The organism is Luteimonas composti, assembly GCF_042678665.1.
Classification (GTDB): Bacteria; Pseudomonadota; Gammaproteobacteria; order Xanthomonadales; family Xanthomonadaceae; genus Luteimonas; species Luteimonas composti.
In genome coordinates, this window is the sequence record NZ_JBHTKU010000002.1 from 717,671 (window position 1) to 734,578 (window position 16,908).

Sequence of the window (16,908 nt, forward strand, 5' to 3'; positions counted from 1 at the left end):
ATTGTAGAAGCGGCGCGATCAGCCCAGCAGCCGGCGGACCTTGTGCAGCGCCGCTGCGAAGGCGTCGATCTCGTCGTGGCTGTTGTAGAAGGCGACCGAAGCGCGGCAGGTCGCGGCCACGCCGTAGAACTGCAGCAGCGGGTGTGCGCAGTGCTGGCCCGAACGCACCGCGACGCCCTCCAGATCGAGCAGGGTGGCCAGGTCGTGCGCGTGCGCGCCCTCGACCAGGAACGAGACCACCGCCGCCTTGTGCGGCGCCCGGCCGATGATGCGCACGCCGCCGGCCGCGTCGAGCACCGAGGTCAGGTGCGCCAGCAGTTCGGCCTCGCGGGCCTGGATCGCGTCCAGGCCGATTCCCTGCAGGTAGTCCACCGCCGCGCGCAGGCCGGCGAAGCCGGCGATGTTGGGCGTCCCCGCCTCGAACCGGTGCGGCGGGTCGTTGAACACGGTGCCGTCGAAACTGACCTCGCGGATCATCTCGCCGCCGCCCAGGAACGGCGGCATCGCCAACAGGTGTTCGCGCCGGCCCCAGAGCACCCCGGTGCCGGTGGGCCCGCACATCTTGTGGCCGGTGAAGGCGTAGAAGTCGCAGCCGATCGACGCGACGTCCACCGCCATGTGCGGCACCGCCTGCGAACCGTCGACCACGGTGACGATCCCGCGCCGGCGCGCCTCCCGGCAGATCTCGCGCACCGGGTTGACCGTGCCGAGCACGTTGGACACGTGCGCCACCGCCAGCAGCTTCACCTCAGGCGTCATCGCCCGCTGCAGCGCGTCCAGGTCGAGCGCGCCGTCGGGGGTGATCTCGGCCACGCGCACGGACGCGCCGGTGCGCTCGGCGACGAGCTGCCAGGGCACGATGTTGGCGTGGTGCTCCATGCGCGAGACCAGGATCACGTCGCCGGCCTTGAGCCGCGGCAGCGCCCAGGAATAGGCCACCAGGTTGATGGCGAATGTGGTGCCGCTGCACAGCACGACCTCGTCGCCACGCGTGCCGATGAAGCGCGCCAGCGCGGCGCGCGAGGCCTCGTAGGCCTCGGTGGCCTCGGTGCCCAGCGCGTGCACGGCGCGGCTGACGTTGGCGTTGTGCCGCCGGTAGAACGCATCGACCGCCTCGATCACCCCGGCCGGCTTCTGCCCGGTGTTGGCGTTGTCGAGGTACACCAGCGGCTTGCCGTGCACCTGCCGCTGCAGCAGCGGGAAGTCGGCGCGGATGCGGGCCCAGTCGGGCGTGGCCGCGTCGGGTCGGGTGACGGCGCTGCCCACCTCAGGCTCCCAGCGCGTCCAGCGCACGGTCGATGTGGGCCACCAGCGCATCGCGCACGGCCTCGTCGGAGATCGCCGCCAGCGGTTCGCGGCAGAACGCCACGGTGAGCAGCTGGCGCGCCTCGCCGGCCGGCAGCCCGCGCGAGCGCAGGTAGAACAGGGCGTTGGCGTCGAGCTGGCCGACGGTGGCGCCATGCGCGGCCTGTACCTCGTCGGCGTGGATCACCAGGACCGGCTGGGTGTCGATCTCGGCGGTGGACGAGAGCAGCAGGTTCTTGTTCGACAGCCGCGCGTCGGTGCCGTCGGCACCGGCTTCGATGGTGATGCCGCCGTGGAACACCGCGCGGCCGCGCCCTGCACCGACGCCGCGCCACAGCAGTTCGCAGCGGGTGTCGCGCGCGGCGTGCTCGATGCCGAGGCGGGTATCGAGGTGGCTGCGGCCGGCGGCCAGCAGCACGCCATTGGCGGTCAGTTCGGCACGGTCGCCCTCCAGGCGCACGTTGAGCTCGTGGCGCGACAGCGCGCCGCCGAGCTCGAGGTCGATGCGGCGGTACTTCGCCTCCTCGGCCAGCCGCGCATCGGTGCGCAGGAACAGGCTCGCGCCCTCGCCGGCATGCTGGACGCGCGCATGCAGCAGGGTCGCGCGCGGGGCCACGTCGATCGCCAGCACGCTGTTGTCGAGGTGGCGGTGGCCGCCCGCGGCGAGATGGTGCTCGAGCACGCGCAGGGTCGCGCCCTCCGCGAGCACGATCTGGTGGCGCAGGTGCCAGGCGAGGTCCGCGTCGGCAGGCGCGCCGACGAAGACCAGGTGGACGGGCGCGGGCACGTCCACGCCGGCGGCGACCTTCAGGCGCAGCCCGCCGTGGGCCAGCGCCGCGTTGAGGCGGGCGAACACGGCGTCGGCCGGCGGCACGTCCTCGTAGGCGGCTTCGCGTTCGGCCGCCACCAGCTCGACGCCCCCGGGCAGGCCGTCCAGGCGCGACAGCGCCGCGTCGTGGCGGCCGTTGACGAAGACCAGGCGCGGCCCCGGGATCGCCTCGAGCGCGGCAGCGTCGATGGCGGCCGCTTGCGTGGCGGCAGGCGCGAAATGGCGCCGCTCGAGCGCGCGCAGCGAGGTGTACTTCCAGCTTTCACTGCGCGGGCCGGGCAGGCCGTCGCGCAGCACCGCATCGAGCGCCTCGCGGCGGGTGGCGTCGCCCTCGAAGGCGCTGGCCAGGGAATCGAGCAGGGGGCTGGTCACGCGCCGGCTCCCGGGGCCACGCGGTCCGCGATCCAGGCGTAGCCGTGCTGTTCCAGCTCGAGCGCCAGTTCGGGACCGCCGGTCTCGACGATGCGGCCGTCGGCCAGCACGTGCACCACGTCCGGCTTGATGTAGTCGAGCAGGCGCTGGTAGTGGGTGATCACCACGAACGAACGCTCGGGCGAGCGCAGCGCGTTGACGCCGTCGGCGACGTGCTTGAGCGCGTCGATGTCCAGGCCCGAATCGGTCTCGTCCAGGATCGCGAGCTTGGGCTCGAGCACGGCCAGCTGGAAGATCTCGTTGCGCTTCTTCTCGCCGCCGGAGAAGCCCTCGTTGACGCCGCGGTGCAGCAGCTTGTCGTCCAGGTGCAGCACCGAGAGCTTCTCGCGCACCAGCTTGAGGAACTGCATCGAGTCGAGTTCGGCCTCGCCGCGCGCCTTGCGCTGCGCGTTGAGCGCGCTGCGCAGGAAGTAGGTGTTGTTCACCCCCGGGATCTCGACCGGATACTGGAAGGCGAGGAACACGCCGGCTGCGGCGCGCTCTTCCGGCTCCAGTTCCAGCAGCGGCTTGCCGTCGAACTCGATGCTGCCTGCGGTGACCTCGTAGCCGTCGCGGCCGGCGAGGATGTTGCCGAGCGTGGACTTGCCGGCCCCGTTGGGGCCCATGACGGCGTGGACCTGGCCGGGGCGCACGTCGAGCGACAGGCCCTTGAGGATTTCGCGGTCGCCCACGGTGGCGTGGAGATTGTCGATCTTGAGCATGTTCAGGAGTCCATGGGCAGGTCTTGGCCCGCCGCGAGTGTGGTTCGAATCAGTGTGCGGCCAGGGCGAGCCGGCAGAAGCCCGCTCCGTCGGTTCCGCGGCCGGCGATGTCGGAAGCGGACGCCGGGCGGGCGGTATCGCAGTCCGCCTCCACGGTGTCCCGTGGCGCGTAGCCGATCCCGCCGCTGGATTCCCAGCCGGTCAGCCATCGGCCTTCCCGCTGGAACTCGATCTTCCAGCGGGCGACCGATTCGCCGATACCGGAAAATCCCACGTGGGCGGCGTGCCCTTTCTTGCCGAGCGGCCCGATGGAAAAGCGGCCTTCGGCATCGGTGACGGCTTCGGCCGTCGCTGCGTCCAGGCCGCCCACGAGACGTACCCTCGTGCCGGCGATGGGAGCGCCGGCGTGGTGGAGCGTCCCGGTCACGGGCGGGGCGCCGGTCCAGGTCGGAGGGCCGACCGACGCGCATCCGGCAGGCAGGAACGCCACCACGGTGGCCAGCCACCTCATCCGACCGAGCCTTCCAGCGACACATCCAGCAGCTTCTTGGCCTCGACCGCGAATTCCATCGGCAGCTCGCGGAAGACCCGCTTGCAGAAGCCGTCGACGATCAGGCTCACCGCGTCCTCCTCGGAGATGCCGCGCGCGCGGCAGTAGAACATCTGGTCGTCGCTGATCTTCGAGGTGGTGGCCTCGTGCTCGACGGTCGCGCCGGGGTTCTTCACCTCGATATAGGGGAAGGTGTGCGCACCGCACTTCTTGCCGATCAGCAGGCTGTCGCACTGGGTGTAGTTGCGCGCGCCTTCGGCGCCCGCGGCGATCTTGACCAGGCCGCGGTAGGTGTTCTGGCCGTGGCCGGCGCTGATGCCCTTGCTGACGATCTTGCTCTTGGTGCGCTTGCCGACGTGGATCATCTTGGTGCCGGTGTCGGCCTGCTGGCGATGGTGGGTGAGCGCCACCGAATGGAACTCGCCCGAGGAATCGTCGCCCAGCAGCACGCAGGAGGGGTACTTCCAGGTGATCGCCGAACCGGTCTCGACCTGCGCCCACACGACCTTGCTGCGCGCGCCGCGGCACTCGGCCCGCTTGGTCACGAAGTTGTAGATGCCGCCGACGCCGTTTTCGTCGCCCGGGTACCAGTTCTGCACGGTCGAGTACTTGATCTCGGCGTCGTCCAGCGCCACCAGCTCGACCACCGCCGCGTGCAGCTGGTTCTCGTCGCGCATCGGCGCGGTGCAGCCTTCCAGGTAGGACACCTGGGCCGATTCCTCGCAGACGATCAGGGTGCGCTCGAACTGGCCGGTGTGGCCGGCGTTGATGCGGAAGTAGGTGGACAGCTCCATCGGGCAGCGCACGCCCCTGGGGATGAACACGAACGAGCCGTCGGAGAACACCGCCGAATTGAGTGCGGCGAAGTAGTTGTCGCCCACCGGCACCACGGTGCCGAGGTAGCGCTGCACCAGGTCCGGATGGTCCTGGATGGCCTCGGACATCGAGCAGAAGATGATGCCCTTCTCGGCCAGCTCCTTGCGGAAGGTGGTGCCGACCGAGACCGAGTCGAATACGGCGTCCACCGCCACGCCGGCGAGCCTGGCGCGCTCGTGCAGCGGCACGCCGAGCTTGTCGTAGGTGTCCAGCAGTTCCTTCGGCACTTCGTCGAAGGACTTGTACTTCGGGCCCTTGGGCGCCGAGTAGTAGCTGATCGCCTGGAAATCGATCGGCGCGATCTTCAGCTTGGCCCAGTGCGGCACCGGCATGGTCAGCCAGTGGCGGTAGGCGGCCAGCCGCCACTCGGTCATCCACGCCGGCTCGCCTTTCTTGGCCGACAGGGCGCGGACGACGTCCTCGTCCAGGCCCGGCGGCAGCGAGTCGGACTCGATGTCGGTGACGAAGCCGGCGTCGTAGCGACGGCCGAGCTGTTCGTGGATTTCCCGGTTGGCGACGGGGGCGTCTTCGAGTTGGGTGGCCATATGGCTGCCTGTACGGTTATGCGTTGGCCAGGCGCGCGTCGATGCGCCGGCCGGAAGGTTGGGGGGAGGGGGCGGGCACCGGGCCGTCGCCGAGCATCTGGGCCAGGCTGACGTCGCGCAGCGCGGCGTGGACCACGTCGTTGATCCGGCGCCAGTTGCCGCGCACGCCGCAGTGGCCGGAAATGCCGCACTCGCCGTGGTCGAGGCTGCACTCGGTCATCGCCAACGGGCCTTCCATCGCCTCGACGATCTCGACCAGGCTGATCGCCGAGGCCGGACGCGCCAGCCGGTAGCCGCCGCGGGCGCCGCGGAAGCCCTCGACCAGGCCGGCCTGGGCCAGCGGCTTGAGCAGCTTGCTCACCGTGGGCACCTCCAGGCCTGCGCGCTCGGCCAGCTCGCTCGCGCTCAGCACGTCGGCCGGCCGCGCGGCGAGCACGGTCAGCACCACGGTGGCGTAGTCGGTGAGCTTGGTGACGCGCAGCATTCCGGTCCTGGCCCTGAAATGGGGACCAAAATTGTACGCTTTGGCGCGGCCCGGCTCAAACCCCGGACTGCTGGATGTTCAGGAGTGACGGCTGTCAGGATCCGGCGCTGACAGCCGCGACTGCCGCGCCCGGCCTGCCTGCGCGAAGCTGGCGCTGTCCGCCGGGGACGCGAAGGAGACGGAAACATGCAGACGATCCAGGGCCATGCCGCCACGGCGGCGCACGATGGCCGCCTGTTCAGGGCGGCACTGGTGGTTGGCGCGGTGTTCCTGCTGTGGCGGGCGGCCCGCGGGCTCAAGGGCGCCGCCTGGAGCGCGTTCGCCTTGGCCTTGGCTTCGCGCTGGACCGGCCTCTGGCCGTGGTGAACCGACGGCTGGCGCTCAGCCCTCCGGCAGGACGAGTCCGAAGTAGGGCGGCGGCGGCGTCTGGCCGGGCGGCAGCGCGGCGGTCGCGGGCTCGCCGGCAGGGCCGAGCGAGCGGATGAAGCGGTAGATCGCGCGCCGGTCCTGCTCGCGCATCTGCCGCAGCATGAAATCGGGCATCGGCGGGCGGGTGTGCAGGTTGGCGCTGTAGGTGAGCCACTCGGACTCGCCGAGCGCGCCGAGGCTCAGCCGCAGGTTGGTGGGGTAGGTGGTGCCCCAGGGGCCGGAGTAGCCCAGCGGCGAACCGGTCAGCCATTCGGCCTGGGGCATCTCCCCGGCGCGCTCGACGTAGCCGGCGGTGTGGCAGTCGTTGCAGCCGCCGATGCGCACCAGGTATTCGCCTTCGGCGACGAGGGGATCGACCGCCGCGGCGGGCGTCCCGGGAGCGGCGGGGGCGGCGGCGCTGTCCTGGCAGCCGCTGGCGGCGATGGCGGTGGTCAGGGCAAGCAGCAGGATCGGAAACGGGCGCATGGGCGGGCAGGGCTGTGGATGTGCGCATTCCAACGACGCGCGGCGCGCCGACAGGACGCGCCAGGCGCGTGCCGGCCCATCGGTCATGGTGACTTCCGGCACCCGCGGCGGAGCGGGCGCACGGGTGCACCGTGCCGCTCGTGCCACAATGCCGGTCCCACCGCTCCACGACCCTGTCCCCGAGATGCCCAACAAGAAGATCGAAGCCCGCCTCTCCCCGATCCATGGCAACGGCGTATTCGCCACCGAGCTGATCAGGAAGGGGGAGCGCATCATCCGTTACCAGGGCACGCTGCGGACCCATGCCGAGGTGGACGAGGAATATGGGGAGGAGGACGAGGACGGCCACACCTTCCTGTTCACGCTCAACGACGAGTACGTGATCGATGCCAACAAGCGCGGCAACGTCGCGCGCTGGATCAACCACAGCTGCGATCCGAACTGCGAGTCGGAGGTGGAAGAGGATCCCAAAGACCGGCGCGAGAAGGACAAGGTGTTCATCCACGCGATCCGCGACATCAAGCCGGGCGAGGAACTCACCTACAACTACGGCATCACCCTGGACGAGCCGCACACCCCGAAGCTGAAGAAGCTGTGGGGCTGCCGCTGCGGCTCGAAGAAGTGCACCGGGACGATGCTGCAGCCCAAGCGCAAGCGCTGATCCGCCGGGCCGGGATGCGGCCGGCAGCGAAAAGGTTGCCATGACCGATGGGACGCGCCGGCGGCGGCGCGCATTCCTAGCCTGTGCGCCACGGAGAAGGGCGGGGGTGGCATGGCGCGGCGCAGGGATTGGCGGTGGTGGCTCCTGGTGCTGGCCGCGTTCGGCGCGCCGGCGGCGGCGGTCGAGATCGACGGCCGCATCGAGCCGGACGAATGGGCCGGCGCGCGCCAGGTCGCCGATTTCCGCAAGGTCCAGCCGCTGACCGGCGAACCCGGTTCACTGCGCACCGAAGCCTGGATCCTGGCCACCCCCGAGGGCCTGGCCGTCGCCTTCCGCAATACCCAGCCGCCGGGCGTGCCGCGCACGCGCCAGAAGGTGCGCCGCGATTTCGACGAGCAGGTCGACCGGGTCAACGTCTTCGTCGATTTCGAGGGCGGCGGCCGCACCGGCTATGCCTTCACCGTCGCCTCCAGCGGCGGCGTGGCCGACGAGATCATCACCAACCAGAACCAGTTCAACAACGACTGGGACGGTCTCTGGCGCCATGCCGTGTCGGAGGACGACACGGGCTGGAGCGTTGAGCTGCTGATCCCCTGGCACACCGCACCGATGCCCGACGCGGGCGGGGGCGAGCGCGAGCTGCGGATCTTCCTCGCGCGCGTGGTCGGATCGACCGGCGAGCGCATGGCCTGGCCCGTCGCCAGCTTCGAGCGCCCGCGCTTCCTGTCCGAGTTCGCGCCGGTCACGGTGCCGGCGTACGACCAGTCGCTGCTGGCGGTCACGCCCTACGTCTCTGCGCTGTACGACAACGTCGGCGACGCGGGCCACGGCAACGCCGGCGCCGACCTGTTCTGGAAGCCGAACGGCCGCTTCCAGCTCTCGGCCACGGTCAATCCGGATTTCGGCCAGGTCGAGAGCGACGACCTGGTGGTGAACTTCAGCGCCACCGAGACCTTCGTCAGCGACAAGCGCCCGTTCTTCACCGAGAACCAGGGCATCTTCGAATACACCACGCCGTCGGACTTCAGCCAGCTGCTGTACACGCGCCGCGTCGGCGGGCCGGCCGACGACGGCCGCGGCGCCAGCGACATCGCCGCCGCGATCAAGCTCAACGGCAGCGTCGGCGGGCTGAAGTACGGGCTGTTTTCCGCCGACGAGGCGGGCGAAGCGGGGCGCAGCTTCCATGCGCTGCGCCTGGTGCGCGATTTCGAGATGCAGGACTTGGGCCTGATGCTGACGCGCGTCGACAGGCCGTTCCTCGGCCGCGAGGCGACGGTGCTGGGCGTCGACCACAACTGGCGGCCGACGCCGCGCTGGAACCTGCGCAGCCGCGTGTTCGGCAGCCGCATCGACGACGCCGGCGGACGCACGAGCGACATCGGCGCCAGCGTGTGGGCGGACTACGAGATGGACCGCGGCTGGCGCCAGCAGTGGATCGCCATGCATTTCGGCAACGACCTCGAGATCAACGATGCCGGCTACCTGGCGCGCAACAGCGTGAACTACCTGCACTGGCAGGCCTCGCACCGCACCACCGACCTGCCGGACACGTCGCGCTACGCCTCCACCGACTGGCGCTGGCGCGTGAGCACCAACCGCAACAACCACGGCGACCTGCTCAACGACCAGCTGCGCATCAGCCGCGACGGCCAGCTGCGCGACGGCAGCAGCGAGTACGCGCAGGTGAACCTCAACAGCGCCGGCGTCAACGACACCCTGCTGCGCGGACGCGGCAACGTGCGCCTGCCGGCCAACTTCAACGCCTATTACGAGTACCGGCGCCCGCGCAAGGGACGCTGGTCGCATGGCGTGGAGCTGGAAGTGTTCACCGGCGGCCTGGACGGAAACGACAGGCTCGGCAGCGCCAGCTGGTACGGCGTCACCTATTTCGTCAGCGACGCCTTCAGCCTCGACCTCGGCGGCGTGCTGACCACCCGCCCGGACTGGCTGATCTGGCAAGGCCCGGACCGTGGCGACCTGGTGGGCGCGTTCTCCGGCAAGGAGGCCAAGCTGATCGCGGGCCTGGACTGGGCGATCGATGCGCGCCAGGAGCTGCGCGTGAAGCTGGAGGCGATCGCGATCGACGCGCGCCTGCGCCAGGGCTGGCGCTTCGATCCGGCCGGGCACGCCGTCGCCGTGGACGACGCCATCGCCGACTTCAGCGTGCGCAACCTGGCCTTCCAGGTGCGCTACCGCTACGAACTGGCGCCGCTGTCCTACCTGTACGTGGTGTATGGCCGCGGCGGCTTCGAGCGCCGTGACATCGCCGATGGCCTGGGCGGCGCGCTCGGCGACAGCTTCGGCCTGCGCGACGACGAGCAGCTGCTGGTCAAGCTCAGCTACCGGTTCGAGCTGTGAGGAGCGCCGGCAGCTAGCCCACGGCGTCGCGCAGGTCGATGGCGGCGATGCGCCAGTTGCGCTGCGCCGCGCTCGCGCCGTCCACCTGCGAGCGGCGCAGGGTGTAGCGCCCGGCCTGGTGCTGGCGGCTGCCGTCGGCGCGCATCGTGGTCACGGTCACCGGCACCTCGACGTAGACCGATCCCGCGGCGCCCTCGGCCGGCCGTGGTTCGCCCACGGTCAGCTCCACCGACGTGGCGCTGGCGAAGTCCTGCGCGAGCGTCGCGGCCGCGCCGGCGCCTTCGATCCATGCGGCCTGCGCGGTGGCGAAATCGCGCGCGTTGATCGCGGCGTAGTAGCGGCGCAGCACGTCCCGCGGATCCTCGACCGTCGCGGCGGGCGCGGCCTGGGGATCCGGCGCGCCTGCGGGCGGCGGCGTGGCCAGCAGGCCGGCCTCGGGATTGTCCTCGAGCGGCGGCAGGCCCGCGACGCCGTCCACCGGGGGATGTTCGGGTGGCGGCGGAGGAGGCGCCGATCCGGCCAGCGGAACTTCCCCCGGTCCCGGCGCCGCGGGCATGTCGGTCACGGCTCCGCCGGCCTGCTGCGGTCCGGGAAGTGGCGCGTGGGTGCTGTCCTGTTCCGCCACGACGGGCTCGGAGTCGCCGCAGCCGGTCAGGGCGATGAACGAGGCCAGGCAGAGCGTCCCGGCGATGGAAGTGGCGAAGCGGCGTGGCATCGAGGACCCCGGTGCGGAAAGGGCGCGACAGTGTGCCGCGCGCGCCTGCATGCGCAGCGTCAGTGCGGCGCGGTGAATGCGCGGCGGCGCGGCTGCAGCCAGGCCAGCAGCAGGCCCAGCAGGACCATGCTGGCGCTGCCGAGCGCCGCCTGGCGGACGATGAAGCCGGCCGGCAGCGGCTGTGCGGCGTAGGCCAGCAGGCAGGCCGGCACGGCCGCGACCAGCGCCATCGCCACGCCGAAACGCAGGCCCTGCCGGAGCGGCCGGCGATCGTGCGCGAAGCCGACGCTGAAGATCCAGGTCATCGCGAAGCCGAGCAGGGCGTGCGCCAGCAGCACCCACGGCAGCTGCCGCGCGCCGTCGCGCGCGTCGCGATACTCGTGCACCAGCGCCGCGTAGTCCGGCGCCAGCAGCAGGCCGTGGACCAGGAACGACAGCAGCAGCGCCGCGAACGAGACCACGGTGCCGCAGATCCAGAACCGCTTGTCCATCATCGATGCCCCATGGCGATGCCGAATCCTACCCGCCGCAGCGCGCCGCTTCACGCCGCCGCGCTGCGGTACTCCTGCTCGAGGCGCTGCTTCAGCGCCTCGTCCAGCCCCAGCTGGCGCGCGAGTTCGTCCAGGTACGCGCGTTCCATGAAGTTCTGGTCGTCGGCCGCGACCAGGCTGGCCAGGTACATCTCCGAGGCGATCTCGGGCGTGGACCCCGCGCGCGCCACCTCGGCCGGGTCGAGCGGCTTGTCCAGCTCGGCCTTCATCCACTGTTGCACGTCCGCGCCCGGCGCCATCCGTGCGAATTCGCCTTCGATCACCTCGCGCTCGCGCGCGTCGATGTGGCCGTCGGCCTTGGCCGCGGCGACCAGGGCGCGCAGGATCGCCTCGGCATGCAGGTTGGCCTGCGGCGGCGGCAGCCGATCGACCGTCTGCGGCTGCACCGGCGCGCCCTGCTGCGCGCGGTAGTCGCCATAGGCGCGGTAGGCCATCATGCCGAGCGCGGCCAGGCCGCCGTAGGTGGCGAGCTTGCGGCTGGTCTTGTTGCGTCCCAGCAGCAGGCCCAGCGCGCCGCCGGTCATCGCGCCCTTGCCGAAATCCGATCCCAGCATGCCGCCGAGGCCGCCGCGGCCGTCCTTGTCCGACAGCGTGGTCGGCGCCGCGGACTTGAGCAGGTGGTCGAGGAATCCGTTGAGGCTCATGGGTGTCGTCCAGTGGGGGATGCGCGCATCCTAACCCCCCAAAAGGAAACGGGACGGCAATTGCCGTCCCGTTCCGGATGTCGCTTCGAGTTCGCCGGCGATCAGGCCGCGGCGTCCTTGAGCTTCTTCAGCGGACGCACCTTGACCTTCACCGAGGCGGGCTTGGCGGCGAACCACTGCTCTTCCTTGGTGAACGGGTTGATGCCCTTGCGCTTCGGCTTGGCCGGCACGTTGACCGCGCTGAACTTGGCCACGCCCGGCAGGGTGAAGCTGCCCGCGCCCTTCTTGTTGAGCGAAGCGTGGATCGCGCCTTCGAGCGCGCCCAGCACCGCACGGATGTCCTTCGCCGCGACGCTGGTGGCGTCGGCGATGTGCGCGACCAGGCCCGACTTGCTCAGGGCTTCCTTGATCGGCTTGGGGGCAGCAGGCTTGGCAGCCTTCTTCGGAGCAGCCGCCTTCTTGGTCGGGGCCTTCTTCTTTGCCATGGGTGTGTGTTCCCTCGTCTGTGTGGTCTGCGTTCTGATCTGGCCGAACGTGCCGGCAGGCGCAATGTAGGGCATCCGCAAGGCCTCGCCAATAGGAAACCGCGAAAAAAAAGCGTCCGCGGGCAGTTGTGCGTCAGTGCGCCGGTCCGGTCCGCGACCGCCGCCGGAAGGGTGGCCAGCGCCACCAGGCGCCGAGCACGAGCGCGGCGAACGCGCTGTAACCCAGGACGAATGCCCACCAGGGCGCCTCGAAGAAGATCAGCCGCGACAGCCAGTGCTGCACGAAGGAACCGCCGTAAGTGTGCTGCCCGGCTCGGATTCGCAACGCCTGCTCCCAGGTCGTGAGCGGGCACAGACGCCCCAGCCAGGCCTGCAGTGCGATCGCCAGCACCAGCCCGAGGTGGGTGGCGCGCAGTCCGCGTCGGCGGACCACGCGCCAGCCGAGCGGGCCGCCGGCCAGGACCGCCAGCGCGCCCAGCACCACGAACGCGACCACGCCCACGTGCAGGACGAGGATCGCGTCGGCCAGCGCGGCGGCAACGGCGGGGGCCATCGAACGCGCGCTCAATCGTCGTCGTGGCGGGGCGAATACGCCGCCACCAGCGCCTGCTGGACCTGCGGCGGAACCGCCTCGTAGTGGCTGAAATCCAGGCTGTAGCGGCCGCGCCCGGCGGTGATCGACTTCAGCTCCGCGGCATAACCTTCCAGCTCGGACAGCGGCACCTGGGCGGTGATCGCGATCTCGCCGTTGCCGGTGGCGTCGGTGCCGTTGATGCGCGCGCGCTTGCCGGCGAGGCTGCCGCTGATGTCGCCCATCGCCTGTTCCGGCGCGTGCACCGCCAGGTCGACGATCGGCTCGAGCACCAGCGGCGCGGCCTTGCCGATCGCATCGAGGAAGGCCTTGCGCCCGGCGGCGACGAAGGCGACTTCCTTGCTGTCGACCGGATGGTGCTTGCCGTCGTGCACCACCACGCGCAGGTCCTGCATGGGATGGCCCGAGCTCGCGCCCGAGCGCAGCACCTGGCGCACGCCCTTCTCGACCGCCGGCAGGAACTGGCCCGGGATCACCCCGCCCTTGACCTCGTCGACGAACTCGAAACCCGCCCCGCGCGGCAGCGGCTCCACCCGCAGCGACACCTCCCCGAACTGGCCGGCGCCGCCGGTCTGCTTCTTGTGCCGGTGGTGTCCTTCGGCGCCGGTGGAGATGGTTTCGCGATAGGCGATGCGCGGCGGGCGCGTGTCGACCTCTACGCCGAACCGGTCGCGCAGGCGTTCCAGGTTGACCCGCAGGTGCAGGTCGGACAGGCCACGGATCACCGTTTCGTTGGTTTCGTCCTCGTGCTCGACCTGGAAGCAGGGATCCTCCTCGGCCAGCCGGTGCAGCGCGGTCGCCAGCTTCTGCTCCTGGCCGCGGCTGCCGGCGCTGACCGCCAGCCCGAACATCGGCTTCGGGAAGGCGACCGGCGCCAGGTGGATGTGGTCTTCGTCGTGGCTGTCGTGCAGCACCGCATCCAGGTGCAGGTCCTCGACCTTGGCGATCGCGGCGATGTCGCCGGGCGCCGCCTGGTCGATCTCCACGTGCTCGCGCCCGCGCAGCCGGTACAGGTGGCCGACCTTGAACGGCTTGCGCCCGTCGTCGACGAACAGCTGGCTGTCCTTGCGCAGCGTGCCCTGGTAGACGCGGAACACGCCCAGCTTGCCGACGAAGGGGTCGTGGACGATGCGGAACACGTCGGCGACCACGTGCGCGTCCGGGTCCGGTGCGGTCGCGAAAGCTTGCGCGGCGCTGCCCTCGCCCTTCATGAAGGGCGGGGGATTGGCCTCGCCGGGATGCGGGAACAGGCGGGCAGCGATGTCCAGCAGCGCATCGATGCCGACGCCGCTGCGCGCCGAGGCGAAGCAGACCGGCACCAGGTGTCCCTCGCGCAGGCACTGCTCGAAGGCCTCGTGCAGTTCGCTGCCCGACAGGCCGTCTTCGCCCAGTTCCAGGTAGTGGTCCATCACCGTCTCGTTGATCTCCACCACCTGGTCGAGGATGCGCCGGTGCCAGTCCGCGACCGGACCCAGGTCGCTCTCGCCCTGGTCGCTGCCGAAGCAGTCGAGCACGCGGCTGCCGTCGTCGGCGGGCAGGTTGAGCGGCAGCACTTCCGGGCCGAAGGCTTCGCGCAGCAGTTCCAGCACGCGGCCGGGATCGGCGCCTTCGGCATCGATGCGGTTGACCAAGATCGCCCGGCACAGGCCGCGCTCGCTGGCGCGCGCCATCAGCCGCCGGGTGCCGTACTCGACCCCGCCGGCCGCATCGACCACCACCAGGGCGGTGTCCACGACCGCCAGCGCGGCCAGGGCCGGGCCGCGGAAGTCCGGATAGCCCGGCAGGTCGATCAGGTTGAGGTGGAGGGACCGGCCGTCGCCGGTCCGGGCGTCGAAGCTGGCGATGGCGGCGTCGATGGAGTGGCCGCGCTGCTTCTCGATGGGGTCGAAGTCGGAGACCGTGGTCCCGCGTTCGACCGTGCCTGCCGTCTGGATCGCGCCGCCGGCATGCAGCAGGGCTTCGAACAGGGTGGTCTTGCCGGCGCCGGGGTGGCCCGCGAGGGCCACGTTGCGGATCTGCTGTGTCGAGTGGGGCATGGTGCCGTGTCCTCCCTGGTGGGCTCGCGCCGGTGTCCGGCGCCGGATGGGCGGACGACGACGCGGGAAGGCCGGCGCGCATGGCCGGGCCCCTGCGGTGGTCCGCATGGCGCCGTCATGGCTGTCCGCGGGAGGAACGCTGCCGTTCGAGCGTTCGCTCGAGGGGCGGTCATGGCGGGCGGACACCTTAGCGCGTCGCGCGGCGGCGGGCGCGTTGCGACGCAGCAGACGCGCCGCTGCGCGGACCAGCGCCATACGCGGAAGTAACGCGGCGCTCCGTACGCTGGCCGCTTTCCCCGACACGGAGCGACACGATGGGTATTTCGCGCAAGGCCAGCGCCCACTGGGAAGGCGACCTCAAGAGCGGCCGCGGCACGCTGACGACCCCGGCCAGCGGCCTGCTTGACGGCACGCGCTACGGATTCAACAGCCGCTTCGGCGACGAGAAGGGCACCAATCCGGAGGAGCTGATCGCCGCCGCGCATGCCGGCTGCTTCACCATGGCCCTGTCGGCCAAGCTGAGCGAAGCCGGGCATCCGCCCGAATCGCTGGACGGCAGCGCCGAGGTCGACCTGTCGATGGAAGGCGGGCCGTCGCTGAGCGCGATCCGGCTGAAGATGAAGGCGCGGGTCCCCGGCCTGGACGCGGCGAAGTTCCGCGAGATCGCCGAGGATGCCAAGCAGAACTGTCCGGTCTCGCGTGCGCTCAGCGCGGTGCCGGTGACGCTGGAGGCGGAACTGCTTGGGTGAAACGATCCGGTCGGTGCTGATGGTCCACGGCGGCGGCGGTGGCGGCTGGGAATGGGCCGTCTGGCGCGGCGTGTTCGAAACGCCGCAGCTGCGCGTGGAAACGCCGGACCTGCAGCCGGCGCCGGGTGGCCTGGCGCTGACCGGATTCGACGACTACCTCGCCCAGGTTCGCGCGGGGCTCGAGCGCCTGCCGCGTCCTCGCGCCGTGGTCGGCGCCAGCCTCGGCGGCCTGCTCGCGGCCGCCTGCGCCGACGCGGCCGATGCCCTGGTGATGGTCAATCCACTGCCGCCCGCGCCATGGCATGCGCAGCTGCCCGGCCGCGACTGGCCGGATGTCGTGCCGTGGCAACGCGACGCGCGGCTCACCGGCACCCGCCGGGCGTTGCCCGACGCGGACGAAGCGACGGCGCTGTTCGCCTTCCGCAACTGGCGCGACGAGAGCGGGCTGGCGATGCGCGAGGCCTATGCGGGCATCGAGCTGGAACGGCCGGAATGCCGCCTGCTGTGCATCGCCTCGATGGTCGACGACGATGTGCCACCCGCGCTGACCGCGGCGCTGGCCCGCGACTGGGGCGGGTCGCTGCTGCAGGCGCAGGCGGTGAGCCACGTCGGCCCGCTGCTGGGGCGCGGCGCCGCCGGCTGCGCCGCGCAGGCGCTGGCCTGGCTGTCGGCCGGGTAAACGCCGGCCCCCGGCGCAAGCGGGTTCAGGCCCGCGTTAGCGCCACGCGCCCAGCATCTGCGCCTGCGCCACCGTCCGGCGCGGGAGACTGCCATGAAGCCCATCGGGATCGCGCTGGCCATTGCGCTGCTGCTGCCGGGCGCCGCCGCGGCGCAGACCTACGACCGCCCCTATGGCGACTACAGCCACCGTTCGCCGGGCGACTGGCAGGACCAGGACCGCTATCGCGATGCAGCGCGCGACGCGTACGCGCAGGACGGATACGACTGGGCGCGGGTGGTGCGCGTGGATCCGGTGTTCGACGGCCGCAGCCGCCCGGTCAACGACGGGCGCCGTTGCCAGACCCGCCGCGACGGATACGTGAGCAGCGATCCCTATCGCGACGGGTACGGCGACCGCCGCTACGACGGCTATGGCGACCCCTACGGCCAGTCGCGTCGCGACGAGAACGGGCGCCTGGTGGCGACCGTGATCGGCGGGATCGCCGGCGCGGTGCTGGGCAGCCAGGTCGGCGGCGGCAGCGGACGCTACATCGGTACCGCGGTCGGGTCGATGGTGGGCGGCGCGGCCGGTCGCGGCATCTACGACGCCAACCGCCGCCAGCGCGATGCCTACGTCACCGTCTGCGAACCCGATCCCTATCGCGACGGCGGCTACGACCGCTACGACGCCGATGGCCGCGACGGTTACGAGCGCGCGGTCGACCGCTACGACGTGACCTACGAGTACGCCGGGCGCCAGTACACCACGCGCACCAGCTACCACCCGGGCGACCGCATCCGCGTGCGGGTCGACGTACGCCCCGAGTGACCCCGGCGGCGC

General features: G+C 71.2%; 19 protein-coding genes. 6 read left to right on the forward strand and 13 right to left on the reverse strand.

What is annotated here, in order from left to right; translation table 11 throughout:
* Positions 1 to 18 precede the first annotated feature (18 nt).
* From ACFQ2D_RS07975 to ACFQ2D_RS08000, 6 genes are read right to left on the reverse strand one after another with little or no spacing between them, the layout of a single operon-like run.
* Entirely contained in the window at positions 19 to 1,317 is a 1,299-nt protein-coding gene (locus ACFQ2D_RS07975; RefSeq protein WP_386795579.1) for a cysteine desulfurase, read from the reverse strand.
* Positions 1,268 to 2,506: a Fe-S cluster assembly protein SufD gene (sufD, locus tag ACFQ2D_RS07980; RefSeq protein ID WP_280943306.1), complete on the reverse strand. Its 1,239-nt coding sequence runs from the start codon at positions 2,504 to 2,506 to the stop codon at positions 1,268 to 1,270. Before sufD ends, ACFQ2D_RS07975 begins: the two co-directional genes overlap by 50 nt.
* Positions 2,503 to 3,267: a Fe-S cluster assembly ATPase SufC gene (gene sufC, locus ACFQ2D_RS07985; RefSeq protein WP_280943307.1), complete on the reverse strand. Its 765-nt coding sequence runs from the start codon at positions 3,265 to 3,267 to the stop codon at positions 2,503 to 2,505. Before sufC ends, sufD begins: the two co-directional genes overlap by 4 nt.
* A 49-nt stretch (positions 3,268 to 3,316) precedes the next feature.
* Entirely contained in the window at positions 3,317 to 3,778 is a 462-nt protein-coding gene (locus ACFQ2D_RS07990) for a carboxypeptidase-like regulatory domain-containing protein (RefSeq protein WP_280943308.1), read from the reverse strand.
* Positions 3,775 to 5,238: a Fe-S cluster assembly protein SufB gene (gene sufB / locus ACFQ2D_RS07995; protein ID WP_280943309.1), complete on the reverse strand. Its 1,464-nt coding sequence runs from the start codon at positions 5,236 to 5,238 to the stop codon at positions 3,775 to 3,777. The genes ACFQ2D_RS07990 and sufB overlap by 4 nt, the downstream gene beginning before the upstream one ends.
* Before the next feature lie 16 nt (positions 5,239 to 5,254).
* Positions 5,255 to 5,722, reverse strand: coding sequence for an SUF system Fe-S cluster assembly regulator (locus tag ACFQ2D_RS08000; protein ID WP_280943310.1), 468 nt, complete (start codon positions 5,720 to 5,722; stop codon positions 5,255 to 5,257).
* Between the two features lie 186 nt (positions 5,723 to 5,908).
* Between ACFQ2D_RS08000 and ACFQ2D_RS08005 the strand changes: the two genes are divergently transcribed.
* Positions 5,909 to 6,088, forward strand: coding sequence for a hypothetical protein (locus tag ACFQ2D_RS08005; protein WP_280943311.1), 180 nt, complete (start codon positions 5,909 to 5,911; stop codon positions 6,086 to 6,088).
* Positions 6,089 to 6,103: 15 nt separating this feature from the next.
* Here the strand turns inward: ACFQ2D_RS08005 and ACFQ2D_RS08010 are convergent, their stop codons facing one another.
* Positions 6,104 to 6,616, reverse strand: a complete 513-nt coding sequence (locus tag ACFQ2D_RS08010; RefSeq protein ID WP_280943312.1) for a cytochrome C — start codon at positions 6,614 to 6,616, stop codon at positions 6,104 to 6,106.
* Positions 6,617 to 6,800: 184 nt separating this feature from the next.
* Between ACFQ2D_RS08010 and ACFQ2D_RS08015 the strand changes: the two genes are divergently transcribed.
* Together ACFQ2D_RS08015 and ACFQ2D_RS08020 are read left to right on the forward strand one after the other, a co-directional pair.
* Complete coding sequence (locus ACFQ2D_RS08015; protein WP_280943313.1) at positions 6,801 to 7,277, forward strand: SET domain-containing protein; 477 nt, start codon at positions 6,801 to 6,803, stop codon at positions 7,275 to 7,277.
* 111 nt (positions 7,278 to 7,388) lie between these two features.
* Positions 7,389 to 9,635 carry a DUF5916 domain-containing protein gene (locus tag ACFQ2D_RS08020; protein ID WP_280943314.1) on the forward strand — a complete coding sequence of 749 codons (2,247 nt, stop codon included), beginning with the start codon at positions 7,389 to 7,391 and terminating at the stop codon, positions 9,633 to 9,635.
* Between the two features lie 13 nt (positions 9,636 to 9,648).
* On the opposite strand, the gene ACFQ2D_RS08025 is transcribed toward ACFQ2D_RS08020, so the two are convergent.
* The 6 genes from ACFQ2D_RS08025 to fusA form a co-directional block, all read right to left on the reverse strand.
* Positions 9,649 to 10,350 carry a hypothetical protein gene (locus tag ACFQ2D_RS08025; protein ID WP_280943315.1) on the reverse strand — a complete coding sequence of 234 codons (702 nt, stop codon included), beginning with the start codon at positions 10,348 to 10,350 and terminating at the stop codon, positions 9,649 to 9,651.
* Between the two features lie 59 nt (positions 10,351 to 10,409).
* A complete protein-coding gene (locus ACFQ2D_RS08030) occupies positions 10,410 to 10,841 on the reverse strand; it encodes a hypothetical protein (protein ID WP_280943316.1) in 432 nt (143 codons plus the stop codon).
* A gap of 50 nt (positions 10,842 to 10,891) precedes the next feature.
* Positions 10,892 to 11,545, reverse strand: a complete 654-nt coding sequence (locus tag ACFQ2D_RS08035; protein WP_280943317.1) for a tellurite resistance TerB family protein — start codon at positions 11,543 to 11,545, stop codon at positions 10,892 to 10,894.
* A gap of 101 nt (positions 11,546 to 11,646) precedes the next feature.
* Entirely contained in the window at positions 11,647 to 12,030 is a 384-nt protein-coding gene (locus tag ACFQ2D_RS08040) for an HU family DNA-binding protein (protein WP_280943318.1), read from the reverse strand.
* A gap of 133 nt (positions 12,031 to 12,163) precedes the next feature.
* Complete coding sequence (locus ACFQ2D_RS08045; RefSeq protein ID WP_280943319.1) at positions 12,164 to 12,583, reverse strand: DUF2784 domain-containing protein; 420 nt, start codon at positions 12,581 to 12,583, stop codon at positions 12,164 to 12,166.
* A gap of 11 nt (positions 12,584 to 12,594) precedes the next feature.
* Positions 12,595 to 14,658: an elongation factor G gene (fusA, locus tag ACFQ2D_RS08050; RefSeq protein WP_280943320.1), complete on the reverse strand. Its 2,064-nt coding sequence runs from the start codon at positions 14,656 to 14,658 to the stop codon at positions 12,595 to 12,597.
* Between the two features lie 314 nt (positions 14,659 to 14,972).
* Here fusA and ACFQ2D_RS08055 point away from each other — a divergent pair, with 314 nt between their 5' ends.
* The 3 genes from ACFQ2D_RS08055 to ACFQ2D_RS08065 all read left to right on the forward strand — a co-directional run bounded on the left by ACFQ2D_RS08055 (position 14,973) and on the right by ACFQ2D_RS08065 (position 16,896).
* Positions 14,973 to 15,407: an OsmC family protein gene (locus ACFQ2D_RS08055; protein ID WP_280943321.1), complete on the forward strand. Its 435-nt coding sequence runs from the start codon at positions 14,973 to 14,975 to the stop codon at positions 15,405 to 15,407.
* Complete coding sequence (locus ACFQ2D_RS08060; RefSeq protein ID WP_280943322.1) at positions 15,400 to 16,086, forward strand: alpha/beta fold hydrolase; 687 nt, start codon at positions 15,400 to 15,402, stop codon at positions 16,084 to 16,086. The genes ACFQ2D_RS08055 and ACFQ2D_RS08060 overlap by 8 nt, the downstream gene beginning before the upstream one ends.
* 93 nt (positions 16,087 to 16,179) lie before the next feature.
* A complete protein-coding gene (locus tag ACFQ2D_RS08065) occupies positions 16,180 to 16,896 on the forward strand; it encodes a glycine zipper 2TM domain-containing protein (protein WP_280943323.1) in 717 nt (238 codons plus the stop codon).
* The last annotated feature ends 12 nt before the right edge of the window (positions 16,897 to 16,908 follow it).